Below are 19242 nucleotides of genomic sequence, written 5' to 3'. Positions count from 1 at the left end.
TATTGTTTATCTTAAAAAATTGTACCATGGAGGATAATTCTTATTAAGCAAATAGAAAAATTAAATTAAAGTTTTTTTATTTAGAAATTACAACATATTTTTTATTCGCAATTACTTTGGCAATATCAATTAATGCAGACCTAATGCTACTAGCATCATTGGCAAAATATAAATGATTGTTAGAAGAGCAATTTCTTAAAATTATATTATTATAGCTGTCATCATTATTAATACCTACTACAAAATGTTCTGTTCCCTCTCTAATTGATTTTTTGCAGATATTGATGCTATTTTTAATATCATCTTCATGTGTAAACATACCATCTGTAATCAATATCATAACCCTTTTACGGTGATCAGGGTGATCCTTCGCAAACATCTCATATCCTTTTGACAGGCCACTACTAATAATAGTACCAGCATACGCCTTATAAATATCATTTATATTTTTTCTGAATTCATTAACGTCAAATGTCAGATCAAAAATATTGACAGGCACTTCATTAAATTCCACACCTCCTACTCGTAAAGATTTGTAATAATGCTGTGCTACATCTAAAAATTTAATAACAGCAGAGAGCATAACACCCATTCTTGTTCCAGAAAAAGAGCAAAAGTAAGATAATATATTATATACATCATAATCAGCACATGTTTTCATTGAACCAGAAACATCCATAATGAATATAATATCTATTTTATAATTAGAAGACAAATTCATCCGAACAACAGCAACGTTATCCACTTCAACTAAATCATTACCTCCACTTACAATCATATTGATAAAATTTTTATGCATTTGATAATGAAGATCCATTAAAAGATGACGCTCATAGCTGTAACCAGAAAGGGCAATTTTCGCATGTTTTTCTATCTGATTAGTATCTTCATCGCTAAAGTGATTTTTTAGCTCATTTCTAAGATTATTTTTTGCAATAGATATAATTTGACTGTCTGGAATATCTTTATCTATACTTATAATACTTGAATATGTTCTTAGAAGTACACTGTCTATAATTTCACCTAATTCTACTTTTATATAAATCATACGAGACAAATCAAATAAGAAACCGGATAAAACAAATATCAAGGGCAATAAAATGGCAGATATTATAGCAAAAGAACCTAATTTATTCCGCATAATTTTTATATAATACATATAAAAGAACCCCAAATGTAATATAATATATTAAAAATAATATTTATATAGATTATTTTTAATATATTATATTATATATGTATTTTATAACTATAAATAGCGCTTTATCAAATTGAAAAAAAATTTATTAAATGTAAATTATTATTAATATATATTATATACATATATATACTTATATATTTATTGTAATTATTGTTTTTATTTATAATTATAATATATATTCGAATAATTATAGTTACAAACTATAAAAAATATAAAATTATAACTCTATAGGCAATAAATATTAATTTAAACAAATTAATAAATGCAAATTATTAAATTAATAGAACTATTTTTTATATTTATACTATAATATACATCAAATAAAAGGAATTAAATATTAAAAAAACAAACTTATAATTATAGAAAAGAAATATATGGCGCTAATTTTGAAAAAAATTAACTCAGTTTTCACTTTATAAACTATAAAACAACAACCTTGCACATAAATAAGCATTAAAAAAAATAAACTGATTTTAATCAATCAGTATAATAATTAAAAAATCATATCGTAACTATGAACTTTTGGAAAATTTAAAAATTAAAGATAAAATAACAATTAAAATAGAATATTTAACAGGATGTTACAATCTAATTTTTTTTATAAGAATTAATTTCACCACTAATAAAAAAATTTAAATATATTATAAAAAATAATAATATTATTTACATTATCACATAATATTATAATTAAGATGATGCTTACAATACATACATATACTATATATAACTCAAATCAATAATACAATTATAATAACATATCCATATTATATATAGATAAAGTCAATAATTATTTTATATATAGATAAAGTCAATAATTATTATATAAAACTAGTTAAATCGTGAATCAATATCACGTATTGCTTTATCAAAAATATCATTATTTAAATCATCATTGATGTTATCAGAAATGATTCCTTTAGAAATTTCAATCGAAAAAACAGAAAGCTTATCATATAAAAAACGAAATGCATCTAATTCCATTAAATGCATTCTTCTTTTTAAATCCAAAAGACGTAAATAAAGAATTTTTTCTATCTTTTTTTGATTTTCTTCCTCAATTATCTTAACTCTGCGCTCAGCGGACAAAATAATATCACTTGCCTCCTGTTTAACCTGAGCAAACCGCCTTTGGTGTTCAATCAAAACAGCTTCTGTTTCTTCACGTAAACGACGTGCTACAAAAATATCATTTCTAATACTGTCAGCACGAGCATCCAGAAATGAAAATACTATATAAGGAACACGGATATATATTAGTATAAAAACAAAAATAACAAGAGAAATAAAAACTAAAAAAGTATCACTAATATACATCTTCTAATCCTTGTTTTGCATAATATTTATTACAGATTGTAGTTTCTTATCAGATACAGATAGACCAGCTACTTTTAGCAGTAATTCTTTTATTACTTCATCAGCAGAAGAATATATTTCTTTTGACTTTTTTTCTTGCATATCATAAATTTTTGACTGGTAATCATTTAGTTTATTAATATAATCTATCTCGGCATTTTTACTAGCCTCATCAAGTTTTTTTAACGAATTTTCAACCGCGATACTAATCATTTCTTTAGATTTTGCACGGGCAGCTTCTAATTCCATCTCATATGACGAAACAATTGTATCTAATTGTTTTTTAATGCAATCCACTCTATCACGATCATTCAATATACGATCGCTACGCAACTTTATTATAGAGCTTATACGAGGAACAACCAATCGGTGCATTATAAAATAAAAAATGGAAAAAAAAATCAACAACCAGAACAACTGAGATACAAAAGTATCTGTATTAAAAGGAGGAAACTTGCTAGATAAATCAGATTCTGCAACAGCTTCACTCTTAATAAGAGAATCTTGCACTTCCTTATTATCTTTAGCAAGTAGTCGCACGTTGACGCTCACGAATCTCACCCTCCCCTAATTACAGTCATAAGATATCATATATTGATTATTATCAACTTTTTCTTAAACCACAAAGATAAGTAATATTGCTATCAATAGCAAAAATATACCTAAAGACTCAGCAACTGCAGCAAAGACTAAAACACGCGCCTGTTGATCAGCTGCCGCAGAAGGATTACGCAAAGCTCCTGATAAATAAGTAGAAAAAATATTACCAACAGCAATAGCAACAAACCCCATACCTAAACAAGCCATACCAACAGCAATATATTTAGCCGCAGTAGAATAATAAGCCATTGCAATAAAAGCCTCTGTTCCCATCATAAACTCCTCATAATAAAGTTATTCTTCAAAAATAAAAATATAAAATTGCACCACCAAATAAAATATTGCTACAACATTAATGATTACCGTCTTGATATATATCACTTATGTATAAACATGTTAACATCATGAAAATATACGCTTGCATAATGGCAACAAAAAATTCAAGTCCAATTATAGCAACATTTAGAAACAATGGCAAAAATGAAAAAAACAATCCCAACATACCAAAAGCAGCCGCAGAAGAGATAAATCCAGCAAATACTTTCAACATTATATGTCCTGCTAACATGTTAGCGAATAATCGCAATGATAAACTAATAGGACGAGATAAAAATGAAGAAACCTCTACAAAACAAACTAATGGCTTCACCATCAAAGGAATACCTGAAGGCATAAATAATCTAAAAAACGCCAAACCATTCACAGATAAACCAGATATCAAAACTGTCAATATAACAATCAAAGCAAAAACTGTTGTTACAACAATCTGACTCGTAAACGAAAAAAGATATGGAAATAAACCCAAAACGTTAGCAGCTAACTGAAATGTAAAAAGAGAAAAAATAAACGATAAAAATCCCTTAGATCGAGGACCAGCAGAAGAAATCAAAACAGATTCAACAAACTGATAAAGTATCTCTATCAAAGATTGCATTCGTGTAGGAACAACACGGCAGTTACGAACCGCAATATAGGAGAAAACAATAAAAACCATTGAACTAATAAGCATAGACAATGAAGAATTCGTAAAAGACAAATCAGTGCCGCCGATATCTATCGGAACAATCTTATGTACAACGAATTGACCCATTGGAGATTTAGACACAAACCACCCTTATTCTTAAAAAACATCAAAAAGTTGGACCAACAAAATCAACCTATCAATCCAAAATAATAATTAATAACAAATCTACCTGTTATAAAACAGGTTCCACAAATAAATATAAGATTTAACACCAGCGCTAAATCTACATAATAAACACCAAATCTATATTATATATTAACCAATAAAACAACAAAAACAAGAAAACATCAATAAATCTTTAATAAGATATTACAACTAAAAATAAAATATATTCCGACACGGTGTAAACTAAAACTAAAATAAGTGCAATAGAATTAATAGCATTTTATTTGAGATATATTATATTCACAACACTAATAACATTATTATATTAACAAAATCATCTATAAAATAAATTACTATAGATATGATATATATCATCTCAATAGTAATATTGAATTTAAATCAGCATTAAAAAATTTATAAAACTGCACTTTGATCATATTATCAAATAACTTATAAACTATTTTTTTAATATGATAATAAGCAATATACTTTACTAACAATAAAATTGATTGAAATTATATTACTATCGATTGCTAACCATTTTTATAAAAAAATCTCTATTTTCTTTTTTATCATTAAATTCCCCTGTAAATGCAGTTGTAACAGTTGTTAATCCTTCTCTTTTAACTCCACGCATAGACATACACATATGTTGACCTTCAATCAAAACCGCAACCCCTTTAGAAGAAGCAATTTCAGCAATTCCATCAGCAATTTGCATAGTTAATCGTTCTTGTATTTGCAAACGACGTGAATAAATATCGAGTACACGTATTATCTTTGACAGACCAATAACACGTTCAACAGGTATATAAGCAATATGTATCTTACCAGAAATAGGCAAAACATGGTGCTCGCAATATGAAAAAAAAGATATGTCTTTTATCATAACCATATCTCTATAATTGGAAACTTCTCCAAAGGAAAAATTAGACGTATTTTCTAAATAAGATTTGCTGTCATATCCAGAAAACAACTCTTTATAAGAATCAATAACACGCTTAGGCGTATCTTTAAGTCCTTCTCTCTCTGAATCCTCGCCAATCCAACGCAAAAGAACCCTTACAGCTTCCTTTGCCTCTTCAATAGTTGGATTTTTCGACTTCATGCTAAAACGTAACTCCGGTCATTAAAATTTTACATCCTAGAAATTATAATTTAGTATGCAATAACTTTCCAATAATTATACTAGATTTGCAATTATAAAAACAACTCAGTAAACAAAATAAATATTTAATGATGATATAAAAAGAAAATAATATTATATATGTAGTAGTCTGCATTTTTGATAAAAGTAGTGAAAAATAATATTTTATAAAATAAGATATTTGCAAAATAAATATATTATGGCAATATGCATCTCTTGATAGTGCGATTTATTTATGGAGATGCTATTATGCATTATATTCGCTTAGTATTGCACAAGATATTAGATAATAAGAAATACAGTATATCATTAACAAAAAAAAATTCAAAACGTCGAAATTGGAATGGAAAGTTTGATAAAACTCCTGGACGTTTGATAGGTATAAGTATAATACGAATTTATCAACTGACTTTTTCCAATATTTTTGGAAATTCTTGTAGATATTTACCCACTTGTTCCGAGTATGGTTATGAAGCTATCGCACGTTATGGACTATGGATTGGAGGATGGCTAACCTTTTTTCGATTCATAAGATGTAATCCTTTAGGATCACATGGGTTTGATCCTGTTCCAAATGATATACCTAAAAAACAACAATAAGACCACTTTGTAAAAGTTAAAAAATATGTTTTTTACTTTTAATCACAAATTATATTAGATCTGTGAAGATGGCTAATGAAGCTTAACCTATTAGATTTTTATATATCTTCTTTATTGTTATTTATTTTTATAAGTTGAGGAAAAGTAATTCAATAAGGTAGAGTAATGGCAAAAGATAAATTAGATAAGATTATAAAGCCTAATCTATTAGACAAACATAAAAATTGGCTTGAATACTTAAGAATCGAAAAAGGCCTATCAAAAACAACATTAAATGCATATGAACGTGATACTAGACAGTTTTTTGCCTTTATCTCATTTTATAACAATGGGAATGCAGTTGATTTTCAAACCATACGTAAATTGATTTATGCAGATATTCGAGCTTTTATTGCCAAACGTCGTCAGAATAATATAGAAAATCAATCTATACAAAGAAGTATTTCTGGAATTAAATCATTTTTCAAATATCTTAAAAAAAATAATATTGCTGATTTAACAAATATTATTGATATGAAAAGCCTTAAAAAATCAATTCGCCTGCCAAAACCACTAAGCGAAAAACAAGCTATAAAACTTATGAATTATAATTTAAATAGTCATTGCTGGCTAAAAGCTCGCAATTCAGCTATCTTATACTTGTTATATGGATGCGGATTAAGGATTTCTGAAGCATTGTCCATTAAACCAAAAAGCATAATCAATGATCAATCTTCTCTACTAATTAAAGGTAAAGGAAATAAAAAAAGAATTATACCGATGCTTCCATCAGTTAAAAAGGCTCTGACAAAATACATTATGATGTGCCCATTTAATCTAGATAAGGATACACCATTATTCAGAGGAACACGTGGAAAAACTTTAAACCAAGGTGTTTTTCAACGTAATATTAGAGATATACGTCAACAGATAGGTCTACCTGAAAGTACTACACCACATACTTTACGTCATAGCTTTGCAACTCATCTTTTATCTAATGGTGCAGATTTAAGTTCCATTCAAAAAATTTTAGGGCATGAAAAATTATCAACAACACAAATATATACAAATATTGACAGTAAGAAAATATTAGAAATTTATGATAAAACACACCCTATTTTTAATATGGAAAATAGCAAAGACGATTAAGTATAATTACTATAAGATTGACAATAGAAGATAGTATAAATTTATGATAAATCCCCCTTTCATTATCATTAGAGAATAAGCGTCGATCATTTCGATGCGGTGAGATAATCTTACTATCAGCTGTAGGAGCAGGAATGACCGGAGGATCTGTTGTATTTATGATCTAATTATACCAAAATTACTTAACATAACATCGATATTTCCCCATGTAACATATTTTAACATATTAATCACAGCGGACTGGACCATAGGTCCTCTCCAAATCATAGCAGATTTATTATCGACTAGAGCAGCTATTGACATAATTTTAATGCCATATTTTTCGATAGGTTTAAGTTTATTTTTTCCCAATATTTCTGCTTTACAATCAATGTCTAGTAGTTTTGGGATCGAAGGACCATGGACATCCGCATCCAAAATCGCAACTCTATTTCCAATAGAACTCAAAGAACACGCTATATTAACTGCTGTCGTCGATTTGCCAACACCTCCTTTACCAGAGGCAACAGCTATAAAACTTACAATACCTTTAACAAAACTATTCTTAGAAGAAACTTTAAATACCTTATCATCTGTCAAAGTTACAACAGCACTTCCTATCTCAGGAACATCTTTAACTAATTCTTCAGCTCGTAAACGTAATGAATCTAATCCTGATGCTTCATCTATATCTACTCTTATCGAAAGATAGGCCTTATCCTTAACTATACAGATATCAGAAACACGACCCATATCAACAATGTTATGTTCATCACCTGATATATGCAATATCTTCAAAGAAGATATTATTCGGTCCTTTATATCTTTAATCATTATCAAAAAACCCACGATTAATATGGTTGCGGGGGTAGGATTTGAACCCACGACCTTCAGGTTATGAGCCTGACGAGCTACCATACTGCTCCACCCCGCGATAAAATAAAATCCGTGCTTTATAGACCTGGCAACGACCAACTCTCCCGCATCTTAAGATGAAGTACCATAGGCGCTGGGGCATTTAACGGCCGTGTTCGGAATGAGAACGGGTGCAGTAACCCCGCAAAAGCCACCAAGTCTATAAAAAACGGATATCTTTATACTATATATTATATATATGACTATTGACAATAAGAGCAATCAAGCCAATCGAGCTATTAGTACTGGTAAGCTACACTGGTTACCCAGCTTCCACATCCAGCCTATCAACGTGGTAGTCTACCACGGCTCTGATAGGGAATACTAGTTTTCAGGTGGGCTTCCCACTTAGATGCTTTCAGCGGTTATCCTTTCCGTATTTAGCTACCCTGCTATGCTCTTGGAAAAACAACAGGTCCACCAGAGATACGTCCATCCCGGTCCTCTCGTACTAGGGAAAGATCCTGTCAATATTCCTACACCCACGGCAGATAGGGACCGAACTGTCTCACGACGTTCTGAACCCAGCTCACGTACCGCTTTAATTGGCGAACAGCCAAACCCTTGGGACCTTCTCCAGCCCCAGGATGCGATGAGCCGACATCGAGGTGCCAAACAACCCCGTCGATATGGACTCTTGGGGGTCATCAGCCTGTTATCCCCGGCGTACCTTTTATCCGTTGAGCGATGGCCCTTCCACTCGGAACCACCGGATCACTATGACCGACTTTCGTCTCTGCTCGACTTGTCAGTCTCACAGTCAGGCAGGCTTATGCCATTGCACTCAACAAGCGATTTCCGACCGCTCTGAGCCTACCATCGCGCGCCTCCGTTACTCTTTCGGAGGCGACCGCCCCAGTCAAACTACCCACCATACAATGTCCCGGCACCGGATAACGGTGCGCGGTTAGACATCCACATCAATAAGGGTGGTATTTCAAGGATGGCTCCACAAAAACTAGCGCCTCTGCTTCAATGCCTACCACCTATCCTACACATGTCAATACAAATGCCAATGTAAAGCTATAGTAAAGGTGCACGGGGTCTTTCCGTCTAACCGCAGGAACCCCGCATCTTCACGGGGAATTCAATTTCACTGAGTCTGCGTTGGAGACAGTGGGGAAGTCGTTACGCCATTCGTGCAGGTCGGAACTTACCCGACAAGGAATTTCGCTACCTTAGGACCGTTATAGTTACGGCCGCCGTTTACTGGGGCTTCAATTCAGAGCTCTCACCCCTCCTATTAACCTTCCAGCACCGGGCAGGCGTCAGGCCCTATACTTCGTCTTACGACTTCGCAGAGCCCTGTGTTTTTGGTAAACAGTCGCTACCCCCTAGTTTGTGACACCTCTATCTGGTTGCCCAAATAAAGGTCACGCTTATCCCTAAGTTACGCGTGCAATTTGCCGAGTTCCTTCAACGCAGTTCTCTCAAGCGCCTTAGTATTCTCTACCTAACCACCTGTGTCGGTTTAGGGTACGGTCTATACGGTGGAGCTATTTCCTGGAACTAATTCAAAGCACATCTAATCCAATAAAATGTACAACTTACTTAATCCGTCACTTCCACCAGGCCCACAAATATTAATGTGGTTCCCATCAGCTACGCGTCTCCGCCTCACCTTAGGGGCCGGCTAACCCTGCTCAGATTAACTTTAAGCAGGAACCCTTGGTCTTTCGGCGAGAGGGTCTCTCACCCTCTTTATCGTTACTCATGTCAACATTCTCACTTCCGATACCTCCAGAGGTCCTCACAGATCCTCCTTCATCAGCTTACGGAACGCTCCGCTACCACTCGTTATAAAACAAGTCCTCATCTTCGGTGCATGGCTTTAGCCCCGTTACATTTTCGGCGCAGAAAACCTTATCTAGACCAGTGAGCTGTTACGCTTTCTTTAAATGATGGCTGCTTCTAAGCCAACATCCTGGTTGTTTTGGGATCTCTACTTCCTTTCCCACTTAGCCATGACTTCGGGACCTTAGATGGAGGTCAGGGTTGTTTCCCTCTCCACAATGGACGTTAGCACCCACTGTGTGTCTGCCAACTATTACTCCTCGGTATTCGGAGTTTGGCTAGGATCAGTAAGGCGGTAAGCCCCCATAGCCTATCCAGTGCTCTACCCCCGAGGGTATTCAGTTAACGCTCTACCTAAATAGATTTCGCGGAGAACCAGCTATCTCCGAGTTTGATTGGCCTTTCACCCCTATCCACAAGTCATCCCAATCTATTGCAACAGATACGGGTTCGGTCCTCCAATTGGTGTTACCCAATCTTCAACCTGCTCATGGATAGATCACTCGGTTTCGGGTCTAATGCAACAAACTAATCGCCCTATTAAGACTCGCTTTCGCTACGCCTACACCTATCGGCTTAAGCTCGCTTGTCACACTAAGTCGTTGACCCATTATACAAAAGGTACGCCGTCAGCCTCGCGGCCTTCGACTGTTTGTAGGCATTCGGTTTCAGGGTCTATTTCACTCCCCTAGTAGGGGTTCTTTTCGCCTTTCCCTCACGGTACTAGTTCACTATCGGTTATGCACGAGTACTTAGGCTTGGAGCGTGGTCGCCCCATATTCAGACAGGATTCCTCGTGTCCCGCCCTACTCAAGTATAAATATATCCATTACGTGTACAGGGCTATCACCTACTATGGCATACCTTCCCAGGTATTTCTACTTAAAATATATCTATCACTGGCCTGGTCCGCGTTCGCTCGCCACTACTAACGGAGTCTCAATTGATGTCCTTTCCTACAGGTACTTAGATGTTTCAGTTCCCTGCGTTCGCTTCTTTTACCCTATTTTATTCAAGTAAAGATACCCAAAAATACCTAAAAAATTAAACCTTACAGTTCACTTTCCTAGACATCTTAAGGTGGGTTCCCCCATTCGGAAATCTACGGATCAAAGCTTATTAGCAGCTCCCCTTAGCTTATCGCAGCATATCACGTCCTTCATCGCCTGTGCATACCAAGGCATCCACCAAATGCCCTTTTGCGCTTGATCACTCTCATTGTCAATAGTCATAATTATCATTATAACTTAAAATCAATCAAAAAAACATCATCTCTATAACAATGCTTCTTCAAGACCTATTCCTGAGATAAATTATCAACGTCCGGTTATCTAACGTCGGTAATATAAATGCTCGCATACAATGCAATCATCTATAATACAAAAAAATCTATCTTCTATTCAATTTTAATATATCTTATGTATTAAAACAAAAAAATATTAATAATTGCAAATGGTGGAGCCGAGCGGAATCGAACCGCTGACATCCTGCTTGCAAAGCAGGCGCTCTACCAGCTGAGCTACGGCCCCTAAAAATGGGTGGTGGGCCCAGGTAGACTCGAACTACCGACCTCACCCTTATCAGGGGTGCACTCTAACCGCCTGAGCTATGGGCCCTATTTAATAATAAACGACCCCATCATTCGCAAAAACATGGGAAAAGAAAGAGAAACTTGGACGGCGACATAAAAAACTGTCATTAATAAATAACAGATCATATCTTGAGCTTAACGCTCTATCTTTAAAAAATGCTAATATCATCAAATTAATCTAATAATAATAAACATCTTCCTTAGAAAGGAGGTGATCCAGCCGCAGGTTCCCCTACGGCTACCTTGTTACGACTTCACCCCAGTCGCTGACCCTACCGTGGCCGGCTGCCTCCTTACGGTTAGCTCACCGTCTTCAGGCAAAACCAACTCCCATGGTGTGACGGGCGGTGTGTACAAGGCCCGAGAACGTATTCACCGCGGCATGCTGATCCGCGATTACTAGCGATTCCAACTTCATGCACTCGAGTTGCAGAGTGCAATCCGAACTGAGATGGCTTTTAGGGATTAGCTCCGCCTCGCGACTTTGCAACCCTCTGTCACCACCATTGTAGCACGTGTGTAGCCCAGCCCATAAGGGCCATGAGGACTTGACGTCATCCCCACCTTCCTCCGGCTTATCACCGGCAGTCCCTATAAAGTTCCCAACTTAATGATGGCAAATATAGGCAGGGGTTGCGCTCGTTGCGGGACTTAACCCAACATCTCACGACACGAGCTGACGACAGCCATGCAGCACCTGTGTGTGGGTCTCCGAAAAGAAAATATCATCTCTGATATCGTCCCACCATGTCAAGGGCTGGTAAGGTTCTGCGCGTTGCATCGAATTAAACCACATGCTCCACCGCTTGTGCGGGCCCCCGTCAATTCCTTTGAGTTTTAATCTTGCGACCGTACTCCCCAGGCGGAGTGCTTAACGCGTTAGCTGCGCCACTGAATGGTAAACCACCCAACAGCTAGCACTCATCGTTTACAGCGTGGACTACCAGGGTATCTAATCCTGTTTGCTCCCCACGCTTTCGTGCCTCAGCGTCAGTATCAGGCCAGTGAGCCGCCTTCGCCACTGGTGTTCCTCCGAATATCAACGAATTTCACCTCTCCACTCGGAATTCCGCTCACCTCTCCTGAACTCTAGACAAACAGTATTAAAGGCAGTTCCAAGGTTGAGCCTTGGGATTTCACCTCTAACTTAATCGCCCGCCTACGCACCCTTTACGCCCAGTTATTCCGAACAACGCTCGCCCCCTTCGTATTACCGCGGCTGCTGGCACGAAGTTAGCCGGGGCTTCTTCTCCGGTTACCGTCATTATCTTCTCCGGCGAAAGAGCTTTACAACCCTAAGGCCTTCTTCACTCACGCGGCATGGCTGGATCAGGGTTGCCCCCATTGTCCAATATTCCCCACTGCTGCCTCCCGTAGGAGTCTGGGCCGTGTCTCAGTCCCAGTGTGGCTGATCGTCCTCTCAGACCAGCTATAGATCATCGCCTTGGTAGGCCTTTACCCCACCAACTAGCTAATCTAACGCGGGTTCATCTTTCTCCAATAAAATCTTTCCCTCTAAAGGCGTATACGGTATTAGCACACGTTTCCGTGCGTTATCCCGTAGAAAAAGGTAGATCCCCACGCGTTACTCACCCGTCTGCCGCTAGTACTTGCGTACTCGCTCGACTTGCATGTGTTAAGCCTGCCGCCAGCGTTCGTTCTGAGCCAGGATCAAACTCTCATGTTATTGCTAAAAACGCAAACATGCTCAAATCCTTCCGCTAATAACGTATATAAACGCATCAACTAGTTAGAAAAACATCTTAAACGTTCCTAAATCCATAATATTAATAAATAATATTACAAATATTAAAAATCGCCGTCCATGTCTCCCTTCCTTCTCCTTATTCCTTTGTCAAATACCAACCCGCAATATTAAACAGATCATTCTACTTTAGTCAACAAAAATACAAATACATATATATTTTTATATCACTTAATCTTATAACATATCTCTTATATCTTTTTTTAAACCTTATTTGACTCTATCAAATAAAAACTATATCCCCTAGAAACGTAAATTTAAACTTGTAGCAATTATTAAAGCAATATGCCACTATATAATACATCAGATAAAAGATATTCACAGTTCTCATTCGACGACCATGCTCATATTCTGAGCGAGGGAAAGAATATCTTTAACAGAAATAAAACATCTATTAAATGGTTATCTAGCACATTTTTAGCAGGGATAGCATCCGGAGTATTCATGGGCGCAGCACTTTTGACAGCTCTAGAAGGACGCCAGAAAGTCGCAATATCTGCCAAATTTTATAATAAAATATCAGAAAGTAATTATAATAAATTAAATGATAAAGATCCGATTATTAGAAAAGCACGTTTATTGAATCAAAATACAATCTCTAAAATATCTGAAAGAACTATTATCGATGTTCCCACTATTATCAAAGAAAAAAACAAAGACATAATAAAAAAAATTCCGTTTGTATACGCAAGAATACCATTCTCTAATACATATCAAAATGTGAAAGATTATCCTAAATTTAATCCTTTAAAAATTTTTTCTAACTCAAAATCAGAATCGACTTCACAAATTCTAATGGACACAATTAATGATATAGATGCGCCTTATGGCGCTGAATCAAAATTAGAAATAACAAGCAAAAAATCTAATTTTCCAGAAGATATTAAAAATATCAAAATTGATACAACAGCAAACGATTTTGAAATAAAAAGAGCAATTATAGATCAAACATCTATTTTAAATAATCCAAAAGATCTTTATTCTATACTTTATTATACTGATCCAAAAACATCATCTATAAAAAATACTAATAAATCATTGAATAATACAACAGCTAAAATACTTGAAGAGAATAGCAGTACTGCCGAACTAAAATTGTCAGAAAAGGAACCTCCTGAATTCGCAGATGATTTAATTCCTATACAACAAAATAATACAATTATTAAATCAATGATAAAATCTGGTTATTCACGTACTGAAAGCAATAATATAGAAAAAAAAATAAAAGACAATTTACATTTCGATGAAATTAAAAAAGGAGATATTCTCAGAATTGGAATACTGCAAGAAAATGAAAAATTAATAATAGTTAGAGCAAGCATTTATCGTAAAGCAAAACATATATTAACTATTGCTTTAAACGATAAGAATGATTACATACTGGGCGCCGAACCTGTTAAAATTGATCTTAATGATTACATTAACTACACCCAAATATATAAATATTTGCCAACAATTTATGACGGAATTTGGCGCGGAGGATATTCTTATGGAATGAATCAAAACCTTATACAGTTGATTATAAGGCTTTTAACAAGTAGTGTAGATTTGCAATCAAATCTTAAACCAACTGATTTTATTGAAACTTTCTTTTCCATCAATCCAGATAATGGCCAATCTAAAAACGATTCTGAATTACTTTACGTTAATGCTCGTTTCGGCGAAAATAAAATTCGACTTTATCGTTTTCAAAATCATGATGGATCAATAGAATATTTTAATGAATATGGCAAAAGTGCTAAACCTTTTCTACTGCGCAGCCCTGTTCCATCTGGACGTATAACTTCTGGATTTGGTATGAGACACCATCCAATATTGGGATATACACGAGTACATACAGGAACTGATTGGGCAGCGCCTATAGGAACTCCTATCATAGCTGTTAGTGATGGAAAGGTAGAAAAAGCTGGATGGGCAGGAGGATACGGCAAACAAACCATTATACGCCATAAAAATGGATATGTTTCTTCTTATAATCATCAAGATGGTATTGCGAAAAACATCAAAAGTGGCGAAATAATTAAACAAGGACAGATAATAGGATGGATTGGGACAACTGGACTTTCCACAGGTCCGCACTTACATTATGAATTAATCGTAAATGGTATAAAAGTAGATTGTATGAAAATTAGAATTCCTGAAGGAGAATCCTTAAAAGGTGAAACGCTAAATCGATTTACTATGGAAACAAAAAGGATTAATTCACTCTTAAATAGTGGGGATAAATCCAAAAAAATGTCGAGATAATAGTAACTTTAAAAAAATATCAAGTTACTATTAACCAAGATTATTATATATATAAAACTTATTTTTTACCAAAACAAATTATAGATGATATTTATTATTTTATATAGTTTAGTGATGTATTATAATAATTAAATACTAATATGAGAAATTTAAAAATAATTAATAAGTATGATATCATACTGATTATAGGTGATATTTTGATTTTTTCCAAGATTTATATAATAGCTGATGATTGTTTAAAAATAAAAAGTAGCTATTAACCATGGTAAAGAAAAATAGAAATTAGCAACATATTATCTATGTTTTAGCTAAATAATTATATAAACTATTTTAATATAAATGAAAGCAATTATATTACAGCAGTGATTTACATATTACTATAAATTAAAAAGCATTGAAATGATTAATACAATAACACATTATGCCACTAAGTTCAGTAATCGATTATATCTATTAATTAATATCAATAAGTTATCATTCATATATAGAATATTATAGACAATGATAATTTTTCATATATCAATTGGTTTTTACTTACAATTTCAAAAATATCACACATCACGTTATGGATCTTTTTTATATAATAATTAATTTCTTATCGTAAATTTTATATGGAAAAATCTATACCTTAGAATATCTGATTTCTACTTCTAGTTATTATATAAAATTAAACATCTCCTATATAAAATTAAACATATCCTATATAAAATATGTGATCTCGATATATAAAAAATCAAAGATTTTTTTAAATAACTATACAAAGTCAGTAATTAATTCAAGACGAAACTTTTGAAAGATCACTCAATGCTTCAAACATCTGCTGCGCCAAAAAATTTTGACCAACCTTTTTTACACCAGGCAATACGAAATAATATCCTCCACCAAATGTTTTTATATAACGCTCAAGCGGCTCACCATTTAGACGTTTTTGGGTATCGATAAATCCTGTTTTTAAGTTCTTTTGATAAGAAACAAATATCAATCCCATATTAAGAGAACCATTAGTATTGATACCTAATGAATAGTTATAGCTACGACGTATTAATTTTGCAGTATAACGTGCATGATCACGTGGCTCAGCCCTCCGCATATGAGAATTGAAAAGTATACGATCACCATGTGGATCTTTTTCAAAATCAGGAGAATCTATTTCATGTTTCTTGCCAATAGGAGCGCCAGTTGCTTTATGACGCCCAAAATCGTTTTCTTGATCTTCCAACGGAGTTCTATCCCAAAAAGCAAGATTAAATCGAATTAGACGTATCACTTGATATGAACCACCTACAGACCAAGATGGTTCAAGATCATTTTCTGTCACCCAAACTAACTCATCCATTAATCTTGAATCAGTAGTTGGCGCATTACCTGTTCCATCTTTAAAACCAAATAGATTTATAGGCGTTGAATTATTATCAATATCTATAGCAGAAATAAAACCATCTATTTTCCATAATGGATATAGGTATGCCGAGGCATGACTTAAAATATCACGTAATGCATAAATTACGTTTTCTTGAGTATTAGCACAAATTTGCAACATTAAATCACCGCTATACCATTCTTTCTCTAGTCGATCATTGGGAAAACTGGTCATATCTGTCAACAAATTTGGCTTAATTTTTTCAAGCCCAAATCTTGAATCAAATAAACTATTGCCCACAGAAACAGTGATTGTTAATGAATCTGGTTTTAAATAAGAACCAAGCATACCTGATTCAATAGGAGGCCTCTTATCATTATGAATAAGTTGTGATGCTCTTAATTTAGTTAAATAAGCAATGCGATGAGTTAATATCTTAAACAGATTTTTTAACTCATCCAATGTTTTTGCAGTAATATTAAATGCTATAAATGATGAATTCTTTTGTGCAGGAGTTAAAACTCCTGACTGATGATCACCTTCAAAGACTACATATTTATAATCATTGGAATTAAAACCATACCTATACCATTTTAGCGATAAAATTGATAAAGAAAAAATAATAAGAGAAAAAATCAATAACTTTACAATACTCCATACTAATGGAATATATTTTTTAGTATATTTAATTATCACTGATTTTCCTCTAAATATTTATAATATACATCTACATCTAGCAATGATCTAAGAGTAGCAAGCAATTCAGCTTGTCGTGAAAATAATGAATAAATAAGCATTTTATCTTTATCTTTGAATTTATTATATGAAACATATCTAGAATTAATAAGTTTATAATGAAAAAGAACATCTTCTATACTACGATAATTATCCAAAATTTCGAACAGCGTTTTTTTAGGGATAAAAGATGATAAATGTGTAATAATCGCCTTAGATCCATTCAAGTTAGAATCAATATAATTTAGATTATTGAAACTATGAATATTGTCCTGCTTGAGCAATTTCGTCTCAAGAATAATTTCAATAAAATCAGAAGAAGCTCGCAACAAATCTAAAATATTAAGATTGGAAATAGATATACGTTCTTTAAGGTCATATGCCTGAATCAATAAATAATTTGTAGAATCTAATGAAGCTTCTATGTCTTTAATATTAAATAATTGATATTCTAATAAATAAAAACCTTTGAATCGATGGTCCTTAACACCATCTATAAAATAATCTTCTTGTGAATTAATTATACGACCAACATTACCAAACAGGTTAACAATTGCCTGTATTGATTCATAGAGTTGATGAGCTTTAATAAAGGCCTGTTGAGCTTTTTCAAGATCAGATGCCTTTAGTTCTTTTTTAACAATTTCTAGCTGAAAAATAATTTCACTAGATTTCAAAACAACAAATTCCAAATAAGATTTAATTGCACCATGATATTTTGAAGGAGTTGGTATATCACCTTTGGCAATAATAATTTTATTTTTATACTGCAACGGTGCAAAAAATCCACTGAAACATGCAAATAATGCAATAACAGAAAATAACATTACTACAAATACAGGTTTAAGCATTCGAATAATCAAATTATGCATGCTTACCTTTAGAAAAAAACAACTTAAATATCAAAATCCAGTAAAAAACAAAAATAACTACGCTTATTACAATAGGCTGTGAACGATAAGCTAAAAACGAACTAAATATTCTCCCTATTATTCCTGAATCATCAATCAATGAACTACTATCCCATAGAGGGAAAACCAAAAAGTCAGGGATATCAAAATACAAAATCAATAAACTAAAAATATCCTCAGCACCTTTTAGTAACATTGATAAAGCGAAAAAAAGCAAAATAACGCCAGTAACTTTAAGATAAACACGCAAAGGCATAAAACTGTTAGTTAACGATAAAACATAAAAAGTAAAAATCGACATTATTATACCACCTGCCATCTCCATAAAAAAACTTGAAGCATTATCTACTGAAAGTGACATAATAAAACCTGAAAGGAAAACTATAATTTCGCTACCCTCTCTAACGATTGCAATTATTAAAACTAATGTTACACCCCACCAATTATTATTTTTGACACCAGACCTAATATTTGATTCTATCACTGATTTTAACAGAAATACGTCCTGATTCATCCAGTAAACCATCTGAACAATCAATATAGAGGCAAAAATCTCCATAAAAATCATAAATAGCGACTTTGTAAGGTCATCAAGAACACTGGATATCCAGTATATTTGCAAAGCTAATAAGATCGATAGTACTATGCCAGAAAAAACTCCCCAAAAAAGAAATTTAATTCCTCTACGTGAATCGGGATGACATTTGATATAATGATGAATGATGCTAACAACCAATAGAGCTTCAAATACTTCACGCCAAAAAACAAATAAAACCTGACCCATTGT

The 19242-nt window shown here is 33.7% G+C and carries 13 protein-coding genes, 3 tRNA genes, 3 rRNA genes and 1 pseudogene; 4 read left to right on the top strand and 16 right to left on the bottom strand.

The window, feature by feature from the left end:
* Positions 1–76: 76 nt before the first annotated feature.
* The 6 genes from LAM_RS02565 to folE form a co-directional block, all read right to left on the bottom strand.
* Positions 77–1159: a vWA domain-containing protein gene (locus LAM_RS02565; protein WP_007557274.1), complete on the bottom strand. Its 1083-nt coding sequence runs from the start codon at positions 1157–1159 to the stop codon at positions 77–79.
* Positions 1160–2029: 870 nt separating this feature from the next.
* On the bottom strand, positions 2030–2515 hold the full coding sequence (locus tag LAM_RS02560; RefSeq protein ID WP_007557465.1) for a F0F1 ATP synthase subunit B family protein: 486 nt from the start codon (positions 2513–2515) through the stop codon (positions 2030–2032).
* A gap of 3 nt (positions 2516–2518) precedes the next feature.
* The gene (locus LAM_RS02555; protein ID WP_081604699.1) at positions 2519–3115 is read right to left on the bottom strand and encodes a F0F1 ATP synthase subunit B family protein; all 597 of its coding nucleotides are present in this window, start codon (positions 3113–3115) and stop codon (positions 2519–2521) included.
* 54 nt (positions 3116–3169) lie between these two features.
* Positions 3170–3427 (bottom strand): F0F1 ATP synthase subunit C, encoded by a 258-nt coding sequence (locus tag LAM_RS02550; RefSeq protein WP_007557463.1) that lies wholly within the window; start codon positions 3425–3427, stop codon positions 3170–3172.
* 79 nt (positions 3428–3506) lie between these two features.
* Positions 3507–4259 (bottom strand): F0F1 ATP synthase subunit A, encoded by a 753-nt coding sequence (locus LAM_RS02545; protein ID WP_007557462.1) that lies wholly within the window; start codon positions 4257–4259, stop codon positions 3507–3509.
* A 547-nt stretch (positions 4260–4806) separates the two neighbouring features.
* On the bottom strand, positions 4807–5391 hold the full coding sequence (gene folE, locus LAM_RS02540; protein WP_007557461.1) for a GTP cyclohydrolase I FolE: 585 nt from the start codon (positions 5389–5391) through the stop codon (positions 4807–4809).
* Positions 5392–5679: 288 nt separating this feature from the next.
* On the opposite strand from folE, the gene yidD reads away from it, so the two are divergent.
* The 3 genes and pseudogenes from yidD to LAM_RS05510 form a co-directional block, all read left to right on the top strand.
* Positions 5680–6030 (top strand): membrane protein insertion efficiency factor YidD, encoded by a 351-nt coding sequence (gene yidD, locus LAM_RS02535; protein WP_007557460.1) that lies wholly within the window; start codon positions 5680–5682, stop codon positions 6028–6030.
* A gap of 165 nt (positions 6031–6195) precedes the next feature.
* Positions 6196–7158, top strand: coding sequence for a tyrosine recombinase XerC (locus LAM_RS02530; RefSeq protein ID WP_007557459.1), 963 nt, complete (start codon positions 6196–6198; stop codon positions 7156–7158).
* A 50-nt stretch (positions 7159–7208) separates the two neighbouring features.
* A pseudogene (locus LAM_RS05510) lies at positions 7209–7325 on the top strand (beta-ketoacyl-ACP synthase III); the annotation flags it as partial.
* On the opposite strand, the gene LAM_RS02525 reads toward LAM_RS05510, so the two are convergent.
* The 7 genes from LAM_RS02525 to LAM_RS02495 form a co-directional block, all read right to left on the bottom strand.
* Positions 7315–7971: a P-loop NTPase gene (locus LAM_RS02525; protein ID WP_023466262.1), complete on the bottom strand. Its 657-nt coding sequence runs from the start codon at positions 7969–7971 to the stop codon at positions 7315–7317. The pseudogene LAM_RS05510 and the gene LAM_RS02525 sit on opposite strands and share 11 nt — an antisense overlap.
* 23 nt (positions 7972–7994) lie before the next feature.
* Positions 7995–8071: transfer RNA gene (locus LAM_RS02520), tRNA-Met, on the bottom strand.
* Between the two features lie 25 nt (positions 8072–8096).
* Positions 8097–8211: ribosomal RNA gene (gene rrf / locus LAM_RS02515) — 5S ribosomal RNA — on the bottom strand.
* A gap of 59 nt (positions 8212–8270) precedes the next feature.
* A 23S ribosomal RNA gene (locus LAM_RS02510) occupies positions 8271–11057 on the bottom strand.
* A gap of 242 nt (positions 11058–11299) precedes the next feature.
* Positions 11300–11375, bottom strand: a tRNA-Ala gene (locus LAM_RS02505).
* Positions 11376–11385: 10 nt separating this feature from the next.
* Positions 11386–11462 (bottom strand) — tRNA-Ile (locus LAM_RS02500).
* A gap of 179 nt (positions 11463–11641) precedes the next feature.
* Positions 11642–13124 (bottom strand): 16S ribosomal RNA (locus tag LAM_RS02495).
* Together the 16S, 23S and 5S rRNA genes with 3 tRNA genes alongside form the textbook arrangement of a ribosomal RNA operon.
* A 363-nt stretch (positions 13125–13487) precedes the next feature.
* Here LAM_RS02495 and LAM_RS02490 point away from each other — a divergent pair.
* Complete coding sequence (locus tag LAM_RS02490; protein ID WP_023466260.1) at positions 13488–15449, top strand: M23 family metallopeptidase; 1962 nt, start codon at positions 13488–13490, stop codon at positions 15447–15449.
* A 775-nt stretch (positions 15450–16224) separates the two neighbouring features.
* Here the strand turns inward: LAM_RS02490 and efeB are convergent.
* Genes efeB through LAM_RS02475 form a run of 3 tightly spaced genes read right to left on the bottom strand, consistent with a single transcriptional unit; the run spans position 16225 to position 19239 of the window.
* Positions 16225–17505 carry an iron uptake transporter deferrochelatase/peroxidase subunit gene (efeB, locus tag LAM_RS02485; RefSeq protein WP_007557457.1) on the bottom strand — a complete coding sequence of 427 codons (1281 nt, stop codon included), beginning with the start codon at positions 17503–17505 and terminating at the stop codon, positions 16225–16227.
* Positions 17502–18416 (bottom strand): EfeM/EfeO family lipoprotein, encoded by a 915-nt coding sequence (locus LAM_RS02480; RefSeq protein WP_007557456.1) that lies wholly within the window; start codon positions 18414–18416, stop codon positions 17502–17504. Before LAM_RS02480 ends, efeB begins: the two co-directional genes overlap by 4 nt.
* Positions 18409–19239 (bottom strand): FTR1 family iron permease, encoded by an 831-nt coding sequence (locus LAM_RS02475; protein ID WP_007557455.1) that lies wholly within the window; start codon positions 19237–19239, stop codon positions 18409–18411. Before LAM_RS02475 ends, LAM_RS02480 begins: the two co-directional genes overlap by 8 nt.
* Positions 19240–19242: the final 3 nt, after the last annotated feature.

The sequence above is a fragment of the Candidatus Liberibacter americanus str. Sao Paulo genome (assembly GCF_000496595.1).
In the GTDB taxonomy this organism is placed as follows: Bacteria; Pseudomonadota; Alphaproteobacteria; order Rhizobiales; family Rhizobiaceae; genus Liberibacter; species Liberibacter americanus.
This window is presented reverse-complemented; position numbering and strand designations above follow the sequence as displayed.

Bases quoted from the DNA above. Each gene is read 5' to 3' on its own strand.
- folE (WP_007557461.1), bottom strand. From the start codon at position 5,391: ATGAAGTCGAAAAATCCAACTATTGAAGAGGCAAAGGAAGCTGTAAGG.
- LAM_RS02560 (WP_007557465.1), bottom strand. From the start codon at position 2,515: ATGTATATTAGTGATACTTTTTTAGTTTTTATTTCTCTTGTTATTTTT.
- LAM_RS02480 (WP_007557456.1), bottom strand. From the start codon at position 18,416: ATGCATAATTTGATTATTCGAATGCTTAAACCTGTATTTGTAGTAATG.
- LAM_RS02475 (WP_007557455.1), bottom strand. From the start codon at position 19,239: ATGGGTCAGGTTTTATTTGTTTTTTGGCGTGAAGTATTTGAAGCTCTA.
- LAM_RS02550 (WP_007557463.1), bottom strand. From the start codon at position 3,427: ATGGGAACAGAGGCTTTTATTGCAATGGCTTATTATTCTACTGCGGCT.
- LAM_RS02530 (WP_007557459.1), top strand. From the start codon at position 6,196: ATGGCAAAAGATAAATTAGATAAGATTATAAAGCCTAATCTATTAGAC.
- LAM_RS02565 (WP_007557274.1), bottom strand. From the start codon at position 1,159: ATGTATTATATAAAAATTATGCGGAATAAATTAGGTTCTTTTGCTATA.
- yidD (WP_007557460.1), top strand. From the start codon at position 5,680: ATGCATTATATTCGCTTAGTATTGCACAAGATATTAGATAATAAGAAA.
- LAM_RS02525 (WP_023466262.1), bottom strand. From the start codon at position 7,971: ATGATTAAAGATATAAAGGACCGAATAATATCTTCTTTGAAGATATTG.
- LAM_RS02490 (WP_023466260.1), top strand. From the start codon at position 13,488: ATGCCACTATATAATACATCAGATAAAAGATATTCACAGTTCTCATTC.